Source organism: Sphingobium fontiphilum (assembly GCF_014196635.1).
In the GTDB taxonomy this organism is placed as follows: domain Bacteria; phylum Pseudomonadota; class Alphaproteobacteria; order Sphingomonadales; family Sphingomonadaceae; genus Sphingobium; species Sphingobium fontiphilum.
Genome location: NZ_JACIEB010000004.1, coordinates 261,764 through 279,598 on the forward strand (window position 1 = coordinate 261,764; position 17,835 = coordinate 279,598).

19 protein-coding genes are annotated in these 17,835 nt (G+C 65.3%); 11 read left to right on the forward strand and 8 right to left on the reverse strand.

The window, feature by feature from the left end:
• The first annotated feature begins 23 nt into the window (after positions 1-23).
• The gene (locus GGR44_RS10470) at positions 24-908 is read left to right on the forward strand and encodes an FkbM family methyltransferase (RefSeq protein ID WP_183955525.1); all 885 of its coding nucleotides are present in this window, start codon (positions 24-26) and stop codon (positions 906-908) included.
• Between the two features lie 17 nt (positions 909-925).
• On the opposite strand, the gene GGR44_RS10475 is transcribed toward GGR44_RS10470, so the two are convergent.
• Entirely contained in the window at positions 926-1,384 is a 459-nt protein-coding gene (locus GGR44_RS10475) for a tRNA (cytidine(34)-2'-O)-methyltransferase (RefSeq protein WP_246344532.1), read from the reverse strand.
• A 209-nt stretch (positions 1,385-1,593) separates the two neighbouring features.
• Between GGR44_RS10475 and petA the strand changes: the two genes are divergently transcribed.
• The 4 genes from petA (at position 1,594) to GGR44_RS10495 (ending at position 4,968) form a co-directional block, all read left to right on the forward strand.
• On the forward strand, positions 1,594-2,160 hold the full coding sequence (gene petA, locus GGR44_RS10480; RefSeq protein ID WP_183955527.1) for a ubiquinol-cytochrome c reductase iron-sulfur subunit: 567 nt from the start codon (positions 1,594-1,596) through the stop codon (positions 2,158-2,160).
• Positions 2,161-2,171: 11 nt separating this feature from the next.
• A complete protein-coding gene (locus GGR44_RS10485) occupies positions 2,172-3,464 on the forward strand; it encodes a cytochrome b (protein ID WP_183955528.1) in 1,293 nt (430 codons plus the stop codon).
• Between the two features lie 15 nt (positions 3,465-3,479).
• Complete coding sequence (locus GGR44_RS10490; RefSeq protein WP_183955529.1) at positions 3,480-4,331, forward strand: cytochrome c1; 852 nt, start codon at positions 3,480-3,482, stop codon at positions 4,329-4,331.
• A 100-nt stretch (positions 4,332-4,431) separates the two neighbouring features.
• Complete coding sequence (locus GGR44_RS10495; protein ID WP_183955530.1) at positions 4,432-4,968, forward strand: adenine phosphoribosyltransferase; 537 nt, start codon at positions 4,432-4,434, stop codon at positions 4,966-4,968.
• Between the two features lie 18 nt (positions 4,969-4,986).
• Here the strand turns inward: GGR44_RS10495 and GGR44_RS10500 are convergent, their stop codons facing one another.
• Together GGR44_RS10500 and GGR44_RS10505 are read right to left on the reverse strand one after the other, a co-directional pair.
• Positions 4,987-5,607 carry a 5'-methylthioadenosine/S-adenosylhomocysteine nucleosidase gene (locus GGR44_RS10500; RefSeq protein WP_183955531.1) on the reverse strand — a complete coding sequence of 207 codons (621 nt, stop codon included), beginning with the start codon at positions 5,605-5,607 and terminating at the stop codon, positions 4,987-4,989.
• 5 nt (positions 5,608-5,612) lie between these two features.
• Complete coding sequence (locus GGR44_RS10505) at positions 5,613-6,044, reverse strand: MAPEG family protein (RefSeq protein WP_183955623.1); 432 nt, start codon at positions 6,042-6,044, stop codon at positions 5,613-5,615.
• A gap of 231 nt (positions 6,045-6,275) precedes the next feature.
• Here GGR44_RS10505 and rpmF point away from each other — a divergent pair, with 231 nt between their 5' ends.
• From rpmF to GGR44_RS10525, 4 genes are all read left to right on the forward strand, one after another.
• Complete coding sequence (gene rpmF, locus GGR44_RS10510; RefSeq protein ID WP_183955532.1) at positions 6,276-6,455, forward strand: 50S ribosomal protein L32; 180 nt, start codon at positions 6,276-6,278, stop codon at positions 6,453-6,455.
• A 66-nt stretch (positions 6,456-6,521) separates the two neighbouring features.
• Positions 6,522-7,544: a phosphate acyltransferase PlsX gene (gene plsX / locus GGR44_RS10515; protein WP_221214347.1), complete on the forward strand. Its 1,023-nt coding sequence runs from the start codon at positions 6,522-6,524 to the stop codon at positions 7,542-7,544.
• Positions 7,541-8,509 (forward strand): beta-ketoacyl-ACP synthase 3, encoded by a 969-nt coding sequence (locus tag GGR44_RS10520; RefSeq protein ID WP_183955534.1) that lies wholly within the window; start codon positions 7,541-7,543, stop codon positions 8,507-8,509. The genes plsX and GGR44_RS10520 overlap by 4 nt, the downstream gene beginning before the upstream one ends.
• Positions 8,510-8,635: 126 nt before the next feature.
• Entirely contained in the window at positions 8,636-8,932 is a 297-nt protein-coding gene (locus tag GGR44_RS10525) for an integration host factor subunit alpha (protein WP_183955535.1), read from the forward strand.
• Positions 8,933-8,954: 22 nt separating this feature from the next.
• Here GGR44_RS10525 and GGR44_RS10530 read toward each other — a convergent pair whose 3' ends face one another.
• The 4 genes from GGR44_RS10530 to GGR44_RS10545 all read right to left on the reverse strand — a co-directional run bounded on the left by GGR44_RS10530 (position 8,955) and on the right by GGR44_RS10545 (position 14,680).
• Positions 8,955-10,220, reverse strand: a complete 1,266-nt coding sequence (locus GGR44_RS10530) for a glutamate-5-semialdehyde dehydrogenase (protein ID WP_183955536.1) — start codon at positions 10,218-10,220, stop codon at positions 8,955-8,957.
• A gap of 174 nt (positions 10,221-10,394) precedes the next feature.
• Positions 10,395-11,495, reverse strand: coding sequence for a helix-turn-helix transcriptional regulator (locus tag GGR44_RS10535; RefSeq protein WP_183955537.1), 1,101 nt, complete (start codon positions 11,493-11,495; stop codon positions 10,395-10,397).
• Between the two features lie 112 nt (positions 11,496-11,607).
• A complete protein-coding gene (locus GGR44_RS10540) occupies positions 11,608-12,249 on the reverse strand; it encodes a class I SAM-dependent methyltransferase (protein ID WP_183955538.1) in 642 nt (213 codons plus the stop codon).
• A 145-nt stretch (positions 12,250-12,394) separates the two neighbouring features.
• Positions 12,395-14,680, reverse strand: coding sequence for a CDC48 family AAA ATPase (locus GGR44_RS10545; RefSeq protein ID WP_183955539.1), 2,286 nt, complete (start codon positions 14,678-14,680; stop codon positions 12,395-12,397).
• 332 nt (positions 14,681-15,012) lie between these two features.
• Between GGR44_RS10545 and GGR44_RS10550 the strand changes: the two genes are divergently transcribed.
• Both GGR44_RS10550 and GGR44_RS10555 read left to right on the forward strand, forming a co-directional pair.
• Positions 15,013-15,894, forward strand: coding sequence for a LysR substrate-binding domain-containing protein (locus GGR44_RS10550; RefSeq protein ID WP_183955540.1), 882 nt, complete (start codon positions 15,013-15,015; stop codon positions 15,892-15,894).
• 74 nt (positions 15,895-15,968) lie between these two features.
• A complete protein-coding gene (locus GGR44_RS10555) occupies positions 15,969-17,126 on the forward strand; it encodes a GGDEF domain-containing protein (RefSeq protein ID WP_183955624.1) in 1,158 nt (385 codons plus the stop codon).
• A gap of 6 nt (positions 17,127-17,132) precedes the next feature.
• Here the strand turns inward: GGR44_RS10555 and phoB are convergent, their stop codons facing one another.
• Complete coding sequence (gene phoB, locus GGR44_RS10560; protein WP_183955541.1) at positions 17,133-17,834, reverse strand: phosphate regulon transcriptional regulator PhoB; 702 nt, start codon at positions 17,832-17,834, stop codon at positions 17,133-17,135.
• Position 17,835: the final 1 nt, after the last annotated feature.

The following is a 17,835-nucleotide window of genomic DNA, read 5'->3' on the forward strand; positions in this document are numbered from 1 at the left end:
CGGGCATGAGGGGCGGCGTCTGAATGATTGAAGCGATCAAGCGCAGCCTTTACCGATTGCGGCCCACCCTGCTGGGCCGCCGCCAGTTGCTCCGTCAGTTGCGACGGGGCGACCGTTTTGTCACCCAGCATCGCGTCCGGTCGCTGTGCCGGACGGTGACGGCCAGTGACCGGCTGGCGGTCACACGGGTTCTGGGCCGCTATAAAATGTATGTCGACCCCAGCGATTACGCCATTTCGGTCCACCTGATGTTCGACGGCTTCTGGGAACTCTGGTTGACGGAGGAAATCGCGCGGATCGTCACCCCCGGCATGGTGGTGGCCGATGTCGGCGCCAATCTGGGCTATTTTTCGCTGCTGATGGCTGATCTGGTCGGGCCGTCCGGCAAGGTGCTGGCGTTCGAACCCAATCCGCAGGTCGCGGCGTTGTTGCGCCGAAGCCTTCATGCCAACGGCTTTGAACCCGTCGTCGCCCTCGAACCCGAACCGCTGACCGGCGTGTCGGGGGAGTCGGTGACGCTTTATTGTAATCCCGAACAGGCGGGCGGCGCGTTCATCACCACGGAAACGCACCGTCATTATGGCCTTGCCGTGCCGCTCACCACCCGGCGGTTCGACGATCATCCCGACGCGATGCGGGTCGCCTTCGCCAAGATCGATGCGGAGGGCAGCGAACCGGTGATCTGGGACGGCATGGAAAAGATGCTGGCGGGCGATGCCCTGCGCGCGGTGGCGCTGGAATGGTGCACCTGCCGCTATGCCGACCCCGCCGGTTTCCTCGACCGGATGCTGGCGCCCGGCTTTTCGCTCTCGCGCATTGATCCCAATGACGGCGTCGTCCCCCTGACGCGCCAGCAGATGCTCGACGCGCCGGTCGACGAGGAATGGCTGCTGCTGCTGCGCCGCTGATCCGCCGCCCGATTCGGCTAATCGGGAAAGCCGCCGGTCTGGCGCAGCGCCTCCGCCACGGCGATGCCGGTCGACACCGCGATGTTGAGCGACCGGAAACCCGGCGCCATGGGGATTCGCACCCGAATATCGGCCAGGTCGCGCACATCGTCGGGCACGCCCGCGCCCTCCGATCCCATCAGCAGCACGTCGTCGGCGCGGAAGGCGACTTCGGGCAGGCGGGTGGCGGCATGGCTGCTCATCAAGGCGATGCGTCGGCCCGCACCGCGCTGTATCGACAGAAATGCGTCGAAATTGGCGTGGCGGGTCACATCGGCGGCCTGCCCATAATCCATCGCCGCGCGCTTCAGCTTCGCGTCCGAAAAAGCGAAACCCGTCGGCATGATGATGTCGACAGGCACCTGAAAACAGGCCGCCAGGCGAAGTATTGCGCCGACATTACCGGCGATTTCGGGTTGATAGAGGGCGATACGCATGGCCCCGCCCATAACGCAGCGCGGCAATTTGTCATAGTGTGCGCCAGTTTGCTGTTGGCAAAGCCCCCATCCTGTGGCTATCAGACCCGCGAACCACGCCGGGGGAAAGCGGGGGTCGTTCGTCATGTTCGCCTCAAATCCCCTGATAATCAAAGCCGGTAACGGCAATGCGGCGCGGACAGGGACGTTCTTGCTGAGGGTATGAATGCATGGCGAGCGTTGAAACTACCGAAACCGAAGGTCTGGCCGGTGAAGATGGCGTGCGTCGCCGCGACTTCATCAATATCGCGGCGGTCAGCTTTGCCAGCGCCGGGGCGGTCGCCGTTGTCGTGCCGCTGGTCAACCAGATGAACCCCAGCGCCGACGTGCTGGCGCTCGCGTCGACCGAAGTCGATCTGTCGTCGATCCAGCCGGGTCAGGCGATCAAGACGACCTTCCGGTCGCAGCCGCTGTTCGTGCGGCAGTTGACCCCGAAGGAAATCGAGGAAGCGGACAAGGTCGATGCGTCGACCCTGCGCGATCCCCAGACGCTGGAGGAACGCACCGTCGACGGCAAGAAGCAGTGGCTGGTCACCATGGGCGTGTGCACCCATCTGGGTTGCGTGCCGCTGGGCGCTGGCGAGGGTGAGAACAAGGGCGAATATGGCGGCTATTTCTGCCCCTGCCACGGTTCGTCCTACGACACCGCCGCGCGCATCCGTAAAGGCCCCGCGCCCAAGAACCTGGAAGTGCCGAAGTTCAGCTTCACTTCCGATACCGCCATTCTCGTAGGCTGAGGATAGAAACGATGGGCTTTCCCTGGGCTGAGCAATATGCTCCCAAGCATCCCCTGATGCAGTGGATCGACGAAAAGCTGCCGCTTCCGCGCTTCGTCTACAATGCGATCGGCGCCGGTTATCCGGTGCCGCGCAACCTCAATTTCTTCTGGAACTTCGGTGTGCTCGCCGGCTTCGCGCTGGTGATCCAGATCGTCACCGGCGTCATCATGGCGATGCACTATGGCGCCAACGACCTGGTGGCTTTCAGCACCGTTGAACAGACGATGCGCGACGTGAACGCGGGCTGGCTGATGCGCTATGCCCACGCCAACGGCGCCAGCTTCTTCTTCATCGTGGTCTATATCCACATCTTCCGCGGCCTTTATTTCGGCTCCTACAAGGCGCCCCGCGAAATGGTGTGGCTGCTCGGCCTCGTCATCTTCCTGCTGATGATGGCGACCGCCTTCATGGGCTATGTGCTGCCCTGGGGTCAGATGTCCTATTGGGGCGCGAAGGTGATTACCGGCCTGTTCGGCGCCATCCCGGTGGTGGGCGAACCGATCCAGACCTGGCTGCTGGGCGGTTTCGCGCCGGGCAACGCCGCGCTCAACCGCTTCTTCTCGCTGCACTTCCTGCTGCCCTTCGTGATCGCCGCCGTGGTGATCCTGCACATCTGGGCGCTGCATATTCCCGGTTCCTCGAACCCGACCGGCGTGGAGGTGAAGGGGCCGCAGGACACTGTGCCCTTCCACCCCTATTATACGGCGAAGGACGGTTTCGGGCTGGGCGTTTTCCTGATCTGCTTCTCGGTCCTGTTGTTCTTCGCGCCCAATTTCCTGGGCCACCCGGACAATTATATCGAAGCCAACCCGCTCTCGACGCCTGCGCACATCGTGCCTGAATGGTATTTCTGGCCTTTCTACGCGATCCTGCGCGCCTTCACGGTGGACTTCTTCTTCATCCCCGCAAAGCTGCTGGGCGTGCTGGCGATGTTCGCGTCGATCCTGCTGCTCTTCTTCCTGCCCTGGCTGGACACCTCGCCGGTGCGTTCGGGCCGTTATCGCCCGACCTTCCGGAAGTTCTGGTGGATCCTGCTCGCTGACGTGGCGATCCTGGGCTATTGCGGCGGCGCGCCGGCGGAAGAACCCTTCGTGATGATCTCTCAGGTCGCGGCGGCCTATTATTTCGCCCACTTCCTGATCATCCTGCCGCTGATCTCGCGGTTCGAGAAGCCGCTGCCGCTTCCCGGCTCGATCACCGAAGCGGTGCTGGCCAAATATGGCGCGACCGACGGCGAAGCCGCCGCGGTTCCGGCCGAATAAGGGGACGACATAATCATGGTTCGCATTGGCGCATTCCTCGTCGGCCTCTTTTTCGCCGGCTGGCTGCTGGTCTCGTTCCTGATGGGCGCGGCAGCCTATATCTCCGAACCGCCCGCGCCGACGGTCGAGCATGAGTTTCACCTTGCCCCCAAGCATGTGGACTTCTCGTTCGACGGCCCGTTCGGCAAATATGACAAGGCGCAGCTCCAGCGCGGCTTCCAGGTGTTCAAGGAAGTCTGCTCGGCCTGCCACAGCCTGAAATTCGTCGCGTTCCGCGACCTTGAGGCGCTCGGCTATAACGAAGCCGAGGTGAAGGCCATCGCGAAGCAGTGGGCGATCAAGACCCCCGATGTCGACCCCAAGACGGGCGAGATGACGGGCCGCGATCCGGTTCCGGCCGATCACTTCCCCAAGCCTTTCGCGAACAATGTCGCGGCGGCAGCGGCGAACAACAATGCGATCCCGCCGGATCTTTCGCTGATGACCAAGGCGCGCCACCATGGTTCGGCCTATGTCTACTCGCTGCTGACCGGCTATCGTGAACAGCCCGCCGAACTGCTCAAGAAGTTCCCGGACGCCAAGACGCCCGAAGGGCTGCACTACAACCCCTATTTCGCCAACCTCAACCTCGCCATGGCGCCGCCGCTGACGGCCGAAGGCCAGGTGACCTATGGCGAGGGCCAGCCCAAGCCGACCGTCGACCAGATGGCGAAGGACGTCGCCGCCTTCCTGACCTGGACGGCGGAACCCAAGCTGGAAAATCGCCGCACGGCGGGTCTGGCGACGATCATCTTCCTGCTGATCGCCACGGGTCTGGCCTATATGTCCTACCAGAATATCTGGGCGGACAAGAAGAAGAAGGCCTGACCGGCCCGGCGCGCGCTGCGCCGGTGAAAGAGAAACGGGGGCGCGGTCCGCACGGACCCGCCCCCTTTTTCATGGAGTGATCCCAAGGGAGCCTGCCAATATGAGCCTGGAAAGCCTGACCGCGCTGGTGCGGACGATCCCCGATTTCCCCAAGCCCGGCATCGCCTTTCGCGACATTACCACGCTGCTCGCCGATCCCGCCGGTTTTGCCGAGCTGATCGACCGCATGGCCGACCGGATCAGGCCGCTGGAGCCGCAATTTCTGGTCGGGGTCGAAGCGCGCGGCTTCATCCTCGCCGCCGCGCTCGCTCGCGTGCTGGGCGCGGGCTTCGTGCCGGTGCGCAAGGCGGGCAAGCTGCCCGGCCCGACGGTGGGCATCGACTATGTGCTGGAATATGGCGCGGACCGGCTGGAACTGCATCAGGGGCAGGTGCCCGTGGGCGCGCGGGTGGTGCTGGTCGACGACCTGATCGCCACCGGCGGCACCGCGCTCGCCGCCGCGCAGTTGCTCCGCGAACAGGGCGCGCAACTGATGCTCGCGCTCTTCGCCATCGACCTGCCCGATCTGGGCGGCATGGACCTGCTGCGCAATGACGGCGTGGCGGCCGAGGCCCTGCTCGCCTTCGAAGGCGACTGAAGGGGCTTCCAGCGCGCCTCAGGCGGCGATCAGCGCCCCTTCCAGCCCGTCGACCGCCAGCGCGAGCCGCTCGTCCAGCAGGTGCAGCAGCGCCGTCCAGTCATCAATGCCGCTGATCTCGCCCGGCCCGTCGGAAATGCCGCGCAGGCCCATCAGCGGCACATCGTGCCGGGCGCAGGCCCGCGCGACCGCGAATGTCTCCATGTCGACCATGTCGGCCTCGATGGCGGCATAGGCGTCGCCGCCCACGATATTGGCGCCCGTCGACAGGCTTGCGCCGGGCAGGGCGAGCGGCGTCGCCAGCGGCAGGGCGGGGGGATGGTCGATGAACGGCGTCACGCCCTTGGGAAAGCCCAGCAGCGAGGCGTCCATGTCGCGCCAGCCCACGCTCGTCACCTGGAAAATCTCGCCCAGCGCGCAGCGCCGCGACCCGGCCGACCCCAGGCACACCACCATGTCGGGCCGCTGTCCGGCGGCTTCCAGGTCATGCAGCGCGACGGCCGTCGTCATCGCCGCCTCCACCGGCCCAACCCCGGTCATCAGCGGCGTGAAGCGCGTGCGCAGATGCGGGCCATATTCGGCCTCCACCGCCATCACGAACAGCAGCCGACGGCCGCCGATCCGCTCGACCGGGGGCATGGGCGTCAGACCTGGGCCGAAAGGGCTGCGGGCGCGGGCGTCGATGATCCATGGGCATAGGCGGCATAGAGCGCCGCCAGCGCCAGCCCGATGGTCACCAGCCAGGTCGCCATGATGCCGCCCCCGCGCGCCGGCGTCGGCTTGTCCGCGTCCATCCCGAAAGCATGGGCGATTCGCGCGAGCAGGTAAATCGCGCCCGCACCCCACAGCCAGGGCGATTCGCCCCATGCCAGTTCAACCAGCAGCAGCAGCAGCAGCGTGATCGGCGTATATTCGATGAAATTGGCATGGGCGCGCATCCGCCGCGCCAACAGCGGATCGCCGCCGTCGCCATGCAGCACCTTGCCCCTGATCCGCACCTGCGCACAGCGCCAGCCGAGCCAGATATTGAGGAGCGCGCAGCCCGCGCCAAAGGTAAGAGCGATCGGCAGCATCATCATTCTTCCCCCCTGGGACCATTCGGGCCGCACCATGGCGGGCGGACCGGGCGCGCGCAAGGGGTGGGCCGATTGCAAGGAATGTCTTGCGCCTCATCCAAAAAACGCTATAGGCGCAGGGCTTCGTGATCGACCGGGCCGCACGGGTCTGCGGCTCTATGGCCGTCAGTTCCTTTTGTGGATTTCGGCTCGTCGCAACAGACATTTTAATATACGGAAACAGGTGCCGACATGGCTGTCCCCAAGAGGAAAACGTCCCCGTCCCGCCGCGGCATGCGCCGCAGCCACGATTCGCTGAAGGTCGAAGCATTCCAGGAATGTTCGAACTGCGGCGAACTGAAGCGTCCGCATCATATCTGCGACGCATGCGGCCACTATAACGGCCGTGAAGTTCTGGCCGTCGGGGCCTAAACGTCCTTTTCCTCCTTCCATCGGGGTGAAACAGTGAGCAGCCAACCGCGAATCGCCATAGACGCGATGGGCGGAGATGAAGGCGTGCGCGTGATGATGGCGGGCGTCGCGCTCGCCCGCCGCCGCCACGAAGGCCTGCGTTTCATCCTGTTCGGCGACGAAGCGCGGCTCAAGGCCGCGCTCGACCGGCATCCCAATTTGCGGGCCGCGTCGGAAATCGTCCATGCCGATTCGGTGGTCGATGGCAGCGAGAAGCCCAGCGTCGCCATTCGCAAGAAGAACAGCTCGATGGCCAAGGCGATCGCCGCGGTCAAATCGGGCGACGCCGGCGCGGCTGTCTCGTCTGGCAATACCGGCGCATTGATGGCGATGGCCAAGCTGGCGCTGCGCACCATGCCGGGCATCGACCGCCCCGCGCTGGCCGCGATGCTGCCGACGCTGGGCGACAATGATGTCGTCATGCTCGACCTGGGCGCCAATCCCGAATGCGACGCCCGCAATCTGGTGCAATTTTCGGTGATGGGCGCCGCCTATGCGCGAATCGCTCTCGATCTGGAACAGCCGCGCGTTCGCCTGCTCAACATCGGCACGGAAGACCTCAAGGGCACGGACGAGATTCGCGACGCCGCCGCAATCTTGCGCGCGACCGTATTGCCGCTGCGCTTCGACGGCTTCACCGAAGGCGACAAGATCGCCAGCGGCGAATGCGACGTCATCGTGTGTGACGGCTTTTCGGGCAATGTCGCGCTCAAGACGGCGGAGGGCACGGCGCGCTTTGTCACCGACGTGCTGCGGCGCGCCTTCACCAGTTCTATCCGTTCGAAACTGGGTTTCCTGATTTCAAAGCCCGCGATGCATCTGCTCAAGCATCATCTTGATCCGAACAACCATAATGGCGCGGTTTTCCTGGGGCTCAATGGCGTGGTGGTGAAAAGCCATGGCAGCGCCAACGATACCGGCGTGGCCAATGCCGTGCATGTCGCGGCCCGCCTGCTGGAAGAGGACATCACCCGGCGCATCGCCGCCGACATGGCCAATGTTCCAGCCTTCGCCAGGCCCGCCCCCATGCTGGAGCCCGCCGCCAAGTGATTCGCCGTTCCGTCATTCTGGGCACGGGCTCGGCCCTGCCCGTCCATGCTGTCTCCAATGCCGAGCTGGCGGAGCGCGTCGATACCAGCGACGAATGGATCGTGGAACGCACCGGCATCCGCCAGCGTCACATCGCCGGCGAAGGCGAAACCACGTCCAGCCTGGCGACCGACGCCGCCCGCGCGGCGATCGCCGCCGCCGGCATCGACGCATCGGCGATCGACCTCATCATCCTCGCCACCGCAACGCCGGACCAGACTTTCCCCGCCAGCGCGACCATCGTTCAGGCGGCGCTGGGCATTGAAGATTGCGTCGCCTTCGACGTTGCCGCCGTCTGCTCGGGATTTCTCTATGCGGTGACCGTGGCCGACAGCATGATCCGCTCGGGCGCGGCGCAGCGCGCGCTGGTGATCGGCGCCGAAACCTTCAGCCGCATCCTCGACTGGGATGATCGCACCACGTGCGTCCTCTTCGGCGACGGCGCTGGCGCCATCGTGCTCGGCGCGGAAGAGAGCGAGGATGGCGCACGCGGCATATTGGCGGCGAAGCTGCATGCCGATGGCCGCCACAACCAGTTGCTCTATGTCGATGGCGGGCCTTCGACGACGCAGACCGTCGGCAAATTGCGGATGAAGGGGCAGGAAGTGTTCCGCCACGCCGTCGTCAACCTGGCGTCGGTGCTGACCGAGGTGATGGCGATTGCGGGCCTGAGCGCGCAGGACATCGACTGGCTGGTCCCGCATCAGGCCAATGCCCGCATTCTCGACGCCACCGCGCGCAAGCTGAAATTGTCGCCTGACAAGGTGGTTGTGACGGTCGATCGCCATGCCAACACATCGGCCGCATCGGTGCCGCTGGCGCTTGACGTGGCGGTGCGCGACGGGCGCGTCAAGGCGGGCGACATCGTCGTTCTGGAAGCGATGGGCGGCGGTTTTACATGGGGCGCCTGCGTCCTGCGCATGTAATCGCCGCCATTGTTGCGCGATCATTTCCGCCTGATCTTGCCAAAGCCTTGCAAATCCCGCACATTTCATTCGACTGATCGCGTCCATCGGTCATCGGGAGGATTTCGGGCGCACAAAGGGGATCGGATGACCGGAAGCGGAACCTTGACGCGGGCCGACCTTGCCGAATCGCTCAACCGCCACATCGGCCTGTCGCGGGCGGAAGCGTCGGCGATCGTCGAATCGATACTGGATCACATGACCGACGCGCTGGCGCGCGGCGAAAATGTGAAAATCTCCAGCTTCGGCACCTTCGTCCTGCGCGACAAGACCCAGCGCATGGGCCGCAATCCCAAGACCGGCGTTGAAGTCCCCATCGAGCCGCGCCGCGTGCTGACCTTCCGCGCCAGCCAGACGATGCGCGACCGGGTGGCGAAGGCCTGAACGGCCTCCGCTCGCGGCACCATCAGGGGCGGGCTTGCCCCGTGCCGCGCACCATCCATTTATAGGTGGTCAATCCTTCCAGGGCGACCGGGCCGCGCGCATGAAGGCGGCCGGTGGAAATGCCGATTTCCGCGCCCAGGCCAAATTCCCCGCCATCGGCGAACTGGGTGGATGCGTTCCACATCACGATGGCGCTGTCGACGGCGTTCAGGAAATGCTCGGCCACGGCCGCATCATCGGTAATGATGCAATCGGTATGGTGGCTGCCATGGGCGGCGATATGGGCGATGGCGTCGTCCACGCCATCGACAATGCGCGCCGACACGATGGCCTCGAGATACTCGGTGTCCCAGTCTTCCTCGCTGGCGGCGGCAACGCGGGCGTCCATGGCCTGAACCGCCTCGTCGCCGCGCACGGCGCATCCCGCTTCCAGCAAGGCCTTCACCAGCGCGGGCGCCGCGCCATAAGCGCGGTCGATCAGCACCGTTTCGGTGGCGCCGCAAATGCCCGTGCGCCGCATCTTGGCGTTCACCACCAGCTTTTCCGCCATCGCCGGGTCGGCCGCGCCATCGACATAGCTGTGGTTGATGCCGTCCAGATGGGCCAGAACCGGCACGCGCGCCTCTTCCTGCACGCGCGCGACCAGGCTCTTGCCGCCGCGCGGCACGATCATGTCGATATGCTCGGCCGCCTTGAGCAGCGCGCCAACGGCGGCGCGGTCGGTCGTGGGGATGAGCTGCACGGCGTCGGCGGGCAAGCCCGCTTCGACAATGCCCTGCACCAGCGCGGCGTGGATCGCGCGGTTGCTTTCCCTCGCCTCGCTGCCGCCGCGCAGGATGACGGCGTTGCCCGCGCGCAGGCACAGGGCGGCGGCGTCCGCCGTCACATTGGGGCGGCTTTCATAGATGATGCCGATGACGCCAAGGGGCACGCGCACGCGGGTCAGCTCCAGCCCATTGGGCCGCACCTGCCGACTGATGACCTCGCCCAGCGGATTGGGCAGCCGCGCGACCTGCTCCACGCCCGCGGCCGTGGCTTCGACCCGCGCGGCATCCAGCCGCAGCCGGTCGAGCATGGCGGGGGACAGGCCGTTATCGGTGGCGCTTTCCATGTCGCGCGCATTGGCGGCGATGATGGCGGCGGACTGGCCGCGCAGCGCCTGCGCGCCCCGGATCAGCGCATCGGCCTTCTGCGCGTCGCTGGCCTGCGACAGAGCCGCAGCGGCGCGGCGCGCCCGCGCGCCCATGGTCGCGATCAGCATTTCAGGGGTCTGGGTCAGGTCGTTCATTGCAGGGCCTCGTACCGAAATCGGGCACCCCTTAACATGAAAGGCCGACGCCATGAAAGCAGCAGCCGGACCATGGGTCGCGAATGGTCCGGCTGCCTTGGACCGGGATTAACCCGGCTGGTGGGCGCCGCCATACCCCGCGCGGGGTATGGAAGAGGGCAAGCGGCAGAAAAATCAGCAGCCGGTCAGCGACACGAGGCGAACCAGTTGCGATTCGCGATTGCAGCCGGTCTTTTCATAGATGCTGCGAATCTGCGCCTTCAGCGTTTCGGTTGAAACACCCCGCGCCAGGCTGATTGCGGCGCGGGCCTCGCCCGACGCCAGCCGCACGGCGATATCGGCTTCGGACCGGGTCAGCCCGAATGTCCGCATCAATATGCCAACATGCCTGTCGGTCGCTTCCCCCAGCCGCGCGACGACGATGGCGCGCGGGGCAAAGGGCAACGCCCATGGCCGGGCGGGCAGGGGATGCACTTCCAGCAACAGGGCGATGCCGCCATCCTCGCCAGACAGGGCGATGGGATCTGCGGGGGCGGGCGGGCTGGTCAGCGCCTTGCGGATGGCGTGCGCAATGGCGCGGGTTTCGTCCGCTCGCCCGGTGGATAATTGCCGATCGCTGATCCTTAGCCTGCCTTCGGACAGCAGCAGCTCGGCCCTGGCGGACATGCCGCCGACACGGCCGCTCGAATCGATCAGCCAACAGGCGCGCGACATGCTTTCGAACGTGCCGGCCAACAGGGCAAAGCCCTGTTCCTCGACCGATTTCTGCAACCGGACGGCAGCGCGCGCATGGCCGGCAATCTCGGCGAACAGCGCCCTTTGTTCCTGCGTGGTGCGGCCGTCATCCGTGCCCCGCAACAGGGCCAGACCGATCATCATGCCCGGCTCCGCCAGCAATCGCGTCTGGCACCCGTTGAAAATGTCGAATTCGGCGCACAGGTCGAGATAGTCGTCCTCGGCCAGTTTTCGCCGCGCCACATCATAATGGGCCTCGTGCACAATGTCGGGCCGACCCGCGATCCGGTCCGCGCCCATGCGAAAGTTGAGATCGGGTCGGTTGAGGTCAATGGCTGCGGCTCGCGCGACCAGGCTTGCGTCGATGTCGCTGATCCAGTTGAAGGCAGCCGTATCGCGCCCGAAACCGATCAACTGGCCATGGCGCGATCCGGTGGCGTGCGCCATCGCCCGGATGGCCGCATCCCAGCCTTCGGGTTCCAGCGCCGCTGAAAGGAACAGATCTGCCCAGTCCTCCCCGTGTTGGGCGGCCGTCCCCATTGCGCCAAAATCCCCTTGCGTCTCAGGCCCTTGGTTACCCGATGGCATCGCGAAGTCAAACGGCGCGGGCGTTTTTGGGGTTTGGGCCGGGGGTTTGGGATGAAACCGGCGGTCAGGCCGCCTGTGCCAGCGCGGCGGTGCGGGTGGCCCGGAAAATGCGGGCAGGGGGAATGTTCATCCACACGATTCTGTCCTGCACATCGGCAAAGCGCGGCTCCAGCAGAGGGCGGACGAAGGCGGAATATTGATAGACCAGAAATTCCCCGCCGGGGCGCAGGGCAGCGGCCGTTTCCGATGCGATCGCCTCGCCCACGCCCCTGGGCAGCGTCGAAAAGGGCAGGCCCGACAGGATATAGTCGGCCGCCTGATGGCCGCATCCGGCCATGAAGCGGCGCACGTCCGCTGCCGAACCCTCCACCACATGCAGGCGGGGATCATGAATCTCGCGTTTCAGCCAGCCGACGAAATCGGGATTGAGGTCGATCGCCAGCAAGGTCGCGTCGGGCCGCATCCTTTCCAGCACGGTGCGGGTGAAGGTGCCCATGCCCGGCCCATATTCCACGAACAACCGGGTCGATGCCCAGTCCACCTGTTCCAGCATCGCGTCGACCAGCGCGGGCGACGATGGGATGACCGACCCGACCATGCCGGGATGGCGCGCAAATTGCCGCGCAAACAGCATCCATTGGCGGAAAAAGGCGCCGCCGCGCTTCAAGAGGGGCGTTTGCGTCCGTTTGCCTGTGTCAAAAGCCATGAAAGTCCGATCATTCCCTTGCGACAGGCCCGTTGGCCATCGCGTCGCAGATGGCGGGCCGGGATGCAAGGCGTTCGCTTCGATCCGACCCCTTTGCTGAACGCCGGAAGGGGCGGCAAGGTTGCGCCCCGCCGCCCCCGGCGGTTCAGTCGCGCGGGCGCAACATGCCGGGCGACACGAAGCCGATGGGGTCGACCTGCATCGCGCTTTGCTTCAGCTTCGCGCGGATTTCTCCATATTCCCGCTCCATTTCGGGCGTGACGGAAGCGCGGGTGTCGGCCAGCGCAGCGTCGAAATCGGCCTGCGTCACCGTCTCGACGTCCAGCGACCGGCGCAGCGCGCTCAGGCCCGCGCGGCGCACCAGATCCTCCAGATCCGCGCCGGTGAAATGGTCCGTCGCCGCCGCCAGCGCGTCGAGATCGACATCCTCGCTTACCGGCATCTTGCTCATATGGATGCCCAATATGCGCCGCCGTCCAGCCTCGTCGGGCACGGGCACATAGATCAGCTCGTCGAAGCGGCCGGGGCGCAGCAAAGCCGGGTCGATCAGGGTCGGCCGGTTGGTCGCGCCGATCACCACGACGGACTGCAATTCCTCCAGCCCGTCCATCTCGGCAAGGATGGTGTTCACCACCCGCTCCGTCACCGCCGGTTCGCCCAAGCCCCCGCCGCGCGCGGGGACCAGGCTGTCGAGTTCGTCGATGAAGATGACGGTCGGCGCCACCTGCCGCGCGCGGGCGAACAGCCGGGCGATCTGCTGCTCGCTTTCGCCATACCATTTGGACAGCAGGTCGCTCGATTTGGTGGCGATGAAATTGGCCTGCGCCTCGCGCGCGACCGCCTTCGCCAGCAATGTCTTGCCGGTGCCCGGCGGCCCATAGAGCAGGAAGCCCTTGGCCGGGCGGATGCCCAGGCGACGGAAGGCCTGCGGGTTTCTGAGCGGCAGTTCGACCCCCTCCTTCAACCGCATCTGCGCGTCGTCCAGGCCGCCTATATCGGACCAGCCGATATTGGGCGCCTGCACCATCACCTCGCGCATCGCCGATGGCTGCACGCGCTTGATCGCGGCCAGAAAATCGTCGCGCGTGACGCTCAGTTCGTCCAGCGCTTCGGGCGGGATGGTGCCATCGTCCAGATTGAGGCGCGGCATGAACCGGCGCACCGCCTCGATCGCGGCTTCGCGCGTCAGGGCGGACAGGTCCGCGCCGACAAAGCCGTAAGTGGTGCGCGCCAGTTCATTGAGGTCGACGCCCGGATCGAGCGGCATGCCGCGCGTATGGATGCCCAATATCTCGCGCCGCCCGCGTTCGTCGGGCACGCCGACGATGATTTCGCGGTCGAACCGGCCGGGACGCCGCAGCGCCTCGTCAATCGCCTCCGGCCGGTTGGTCGCCGCGATCACCACCAGATTGGTGCGCGGCTCCAGCCCGTCCATCAGCGTCAGCAACTGGGCGACCAGCCGCTTCTCCGTCTCGCCGGTCACCTGGCCCCGCTTGGGCGCGATCGAATCGATCTCGTCGATGAACAATATGGAGGGCGCGGCCTTGGCCGCCTCCTCGAATATCTCGCGCAGCTTCTTTTCCGATTCGCCATAGGCCGATCCGACGATCTCCGGCCCGTTGATCAGAAAAAATTCCGCCTCCGATTCATTGGCGACCGCGCGGGCGAGGCGGGTCTTGCCGGTGCCCGGCGGACCGTGGAGCAGCACGCCGCGCGGCGGATCGACGCCCAGCCGCCGGAACAGTTCGGGGTAGCGCAGCGGCAATTCCACCATTTCGCGCAACTGGTCGATGGTTTCGGCCATGCCGCCGACATCGTCATAGGTGACGTCCGCCCGCCGCGCCTCGCGCGGCTCCTCATATTCGGCGCGCAATTCGACTTCGGTTTCGGCGCTGATCTCGACAATGCCCTTGGGCGTGGTCGACACCACGACCAGCCGGATTTCCTGAAGCGCATAGGCGGGCGCCGCCAGCATCTGGCGCAGATGGGCGGGCATGTCGGCCCGGTCGACCTGTTGCTGCCCCGCCGTGGCGACGACATCGCCGGCGGTCAGCGGCCGTTTGAAAAAGACGCGCTTCAATGCCTCGGGATTGCCCTGGAGCCGCAAATTATCTTGTGCGGGTGCGAACACGACGCGCTGCGCCGGGCGCGGATCAATGCGGTTGATGGCGACGAAATCGCCCGATCCGACGCCGGCGTTGGCGCGTTGCAGGCCGTCCAGCCGGATCACGTCCAGCCCTTCGTCCTCCTTATAGGGGCGAACCACGCGCGCGGGCGTGCTGCGCTTGCCCACGATCTCGATCGCGTCGCCTTCGCTCAGCGAAAGCTGGGCCATGACCGCGACCGGTATGCGCGCAAGGCCGCGTCCCGCATCTTCCGGTCGGGCGTTGGCCACCTGTATCCGGCGCTGTTCCTGTTCCTGATCGGCCATGGCGATCCTCGTTCCTGCTGCTTTGTGGCCTGTAGGTAGGAACGGATCGGCCCGGGTGTAAGACCCTATCGGCGCACAAAAAAAAGGGCCGACGCGAACGCCGGCCCGGAAGTTTTAGGAGAGGATGCCTGAAAGGCCTTTTCTATATGCACTGCAGCATGATATTTCGCAAGTGCAAAATTTGATCGGGCCGTTGCCCATATTGCATCTTGCCTTGTGCGCGACTTTTCAGGATCATGCGCGGCAGGATGAAGGAACGGGCTTGATTGCGTAACGATAAGCAGGAATGACGCGACGCAACAGCCAGAAGGCTTCGGATTGAAAAGACGGAAATGCGACGTTTACCGCCCCTGACGGCCCTGGAGGCCTTTGTTCAGGTCGCGCGCCTTGGTTCGGTCAAGGCGGCGGCGGAAGAACTTGCCTTGTCGACTCCGGCGCTCAGCCGCCGTGTGCAGGCGCTCGAGCGGTTCATTGGCCGCCCGCTGTTCGATCGCAAGCATCAGGCGCTGGAAATCAATGCGGAGGGGCAGCGGCTGCTGGAGGAGCTGGCGCCCGCGCTCGACGCGATGAGCCAGGCGCTGGAAAATATCCAGAATGGCGGCAACCAGTTGCGGCTGCGGCTGGCGGTCATGCCCCTGTTCGCGACCCAGCGGCTCTTCCCGCATCTGGGGCGACTGCGCCAGATGCACCCGCAACTTCACCTCGACATCGAAACCACGCCTCACGCCGTCGCGCGCCTGGGCGAGGGGCTGGATGCCGCGATCGTGCTGGCGAAGGATATCGACCCGGCGCTCTACGCCCACGAACTGGATCGCGACGAAGTCTATCTGATCGGTGCGAAGGCGCTGGCGGAAGGGCCGCATGTTCTGGCCAACCCGGCGGATCTGGCGGGCCAGACCGTGCTTCTCCACCGCGACATGGCGCTGGCGTTCGAAGCCTGGAAGGAAGCGGTCAACCTGCCCGACCTGCAACCAGCCGCCATCGACAGCTATGATTCGGGCCAGTTGATGCTGGAGGCGGCGGCGCAGGGGCTGGGGGTTGCGGTCATGCACAGCAGCCATTTCCGCGAAGCGGCCGATCCCCGGCTGGTGCGCCTTTTGCCGACCACTTCGGTTGAAAGTCCCTATCGCTATTTCTTCGTCTGCCGCCCGCGCGCGCTGCAGACGCGGGCTGTTCACCTGTTCCGCGACTGGCTGATCGCCGCCGATATTTGAGGGGGGCCGCCAGCCTCCCGTGAAAATCTTTGCCGCGCCCTTAACCTTGTCGTTCTGCTGTCGTTATGACGGGCATGGCAAACGCGACATCATCTTCCGCCAATGCGCAGCATGGACTGACCGACCGCCTGACGCGGTGGGCAAGGGGGCTTTCAGGCAAGAGCGAGGATGAACCCGAGCCGGGGCCGCCGGCGCGCAACGCCAACAATTCGATGATGCGCGAAATCAATCGCCGCCGCCAGCTATACAGCGACATCGGCGATTTCCTGTTCGCCCACGACCTTGATCTGACCCCGCTCAATTTCAGCGTCGCGCTGGATTATATGACCGGCGCCAATATCGGTGTGGAAAAGGCGATCAAGGCGGTGCTGATGGAGCGCGGCAAGATCACCAACGGCTGGGTCGAAAGCGTCGTCGCCGAACAGCGCGCCGACGAAGTGACGCCCGAATCGCTCGCGACCATGCTCGACAAGGTCGAGGAAAATCTTGCCCAGTTCGGCGGTCTCGTCCACGAATCGCGCAATTCGGCCAAGGATTATGGCGCCGCCCTGCAGGAACAGGCCAAGGGTCTGGCCGATGGCGAGAATGCCGCTCCGGTGCTGTCGCGACTGGTCAACCTGACCCGGTCGATGGTTGAAAAGACCCGCCAGGTCGAAAACCAGATGCGCGAAAGCCAGAAGCAGACGCAGGCGCTCAAATCCAGCCTGGAAAGCGCGCGCCGCGCCGCCGAACATGACCATCTGACCGGGCTCCCCAACCGCCGGGCCTTCGAATCGGTGCTGAAGGAAGAATTGCTGCTCGCCCAGGCCCAGGGCGAACAGATCAGCGTCGCCTTTTGCGACATTGACCATTTCAAGATCATCAACGACACCCACGGCCATGACACGGGCGATCGGGTGCTGAAATTCGTCGCCGGGTTGCTGGCGAAGGTGTCGAACGACCGTTGCCATGTCGCTCGCCATGGCGGCGAGGAGTTCGTGATGCTGTTCCGGGGCAAGACCGCGCCGGAAGCGTGCGAACTGGTCGACGGGGTGCGCGCCGATCTCGCCAGCCGCAACCTGGTCAACCGCTCGAACGGCGAACGCATGGAAAAGATCAGCTTTTCAGCAGGCGTCGCCAATGTCCACGCCTATGAAGACCCGCGCGCCGCGCTCAAGGCCGCTGATCGCGCGCTTTATCTGGCCAAGGAACATGGCCGCAACCGCGTCTATCTGGCGGCCGACGCCGACTGATACGGCTCAGGCCGCCCCTTCGGTATCCAGCGCGTAACCGGCCGATCGCACGGTGCGGATGATGTCGTGGAAATGGCCATCCGCATTGATCGCCTTGCGCAGGCGGCGGATGTGGACGTCCACGGTGCGCAGCTCGATGTCGCTGTCCTGCCCCCACACGCTGTCGAGCAGCCGCTCGCGCGAAAAGACCCAGCCGGGATGCTCCAGAAAATGCTTGAGCAGCCGGAACTCGGTCGGCCCGAGCGGAATGACCTGACCGCCGCGCCGCACCTTGTGCCCCACCGTATCCATCTCGACATCGGCAAAGGTCAGCGTCTCGCCGGCCAGCGCCGGGCGCACCCGGCGCAGCACAGCGCCGACGCGGGCGACCAGTTCGCGCGGTGAAAAGGGCTTGGTCACATAATCGTCGGCGCCGGTTTCCAGGCCGCGCACGCGATCCTCTTCCTCCCCACGCGCGGTCAGCATGATGATCGGCACATTGGCGGTGCCGGTCATGCGGCGCAGACGGCGGCACACCTCGATCCCCGACAGGCTTTCGACCATCCAGTCGAGCAGCACGATGTCGGGCACATTTTCCTGCGCCAGCAGCAGCGCCTCTTCGCCGTCCACCGTGTGGATGACCTCGAAATCCTCGCGCTTGAAATGCCAGATCAGCAGTTCGGCGAGCGCTGCGTCATCCTCGACCAGCAACATTTTGGCCCGGTTCATG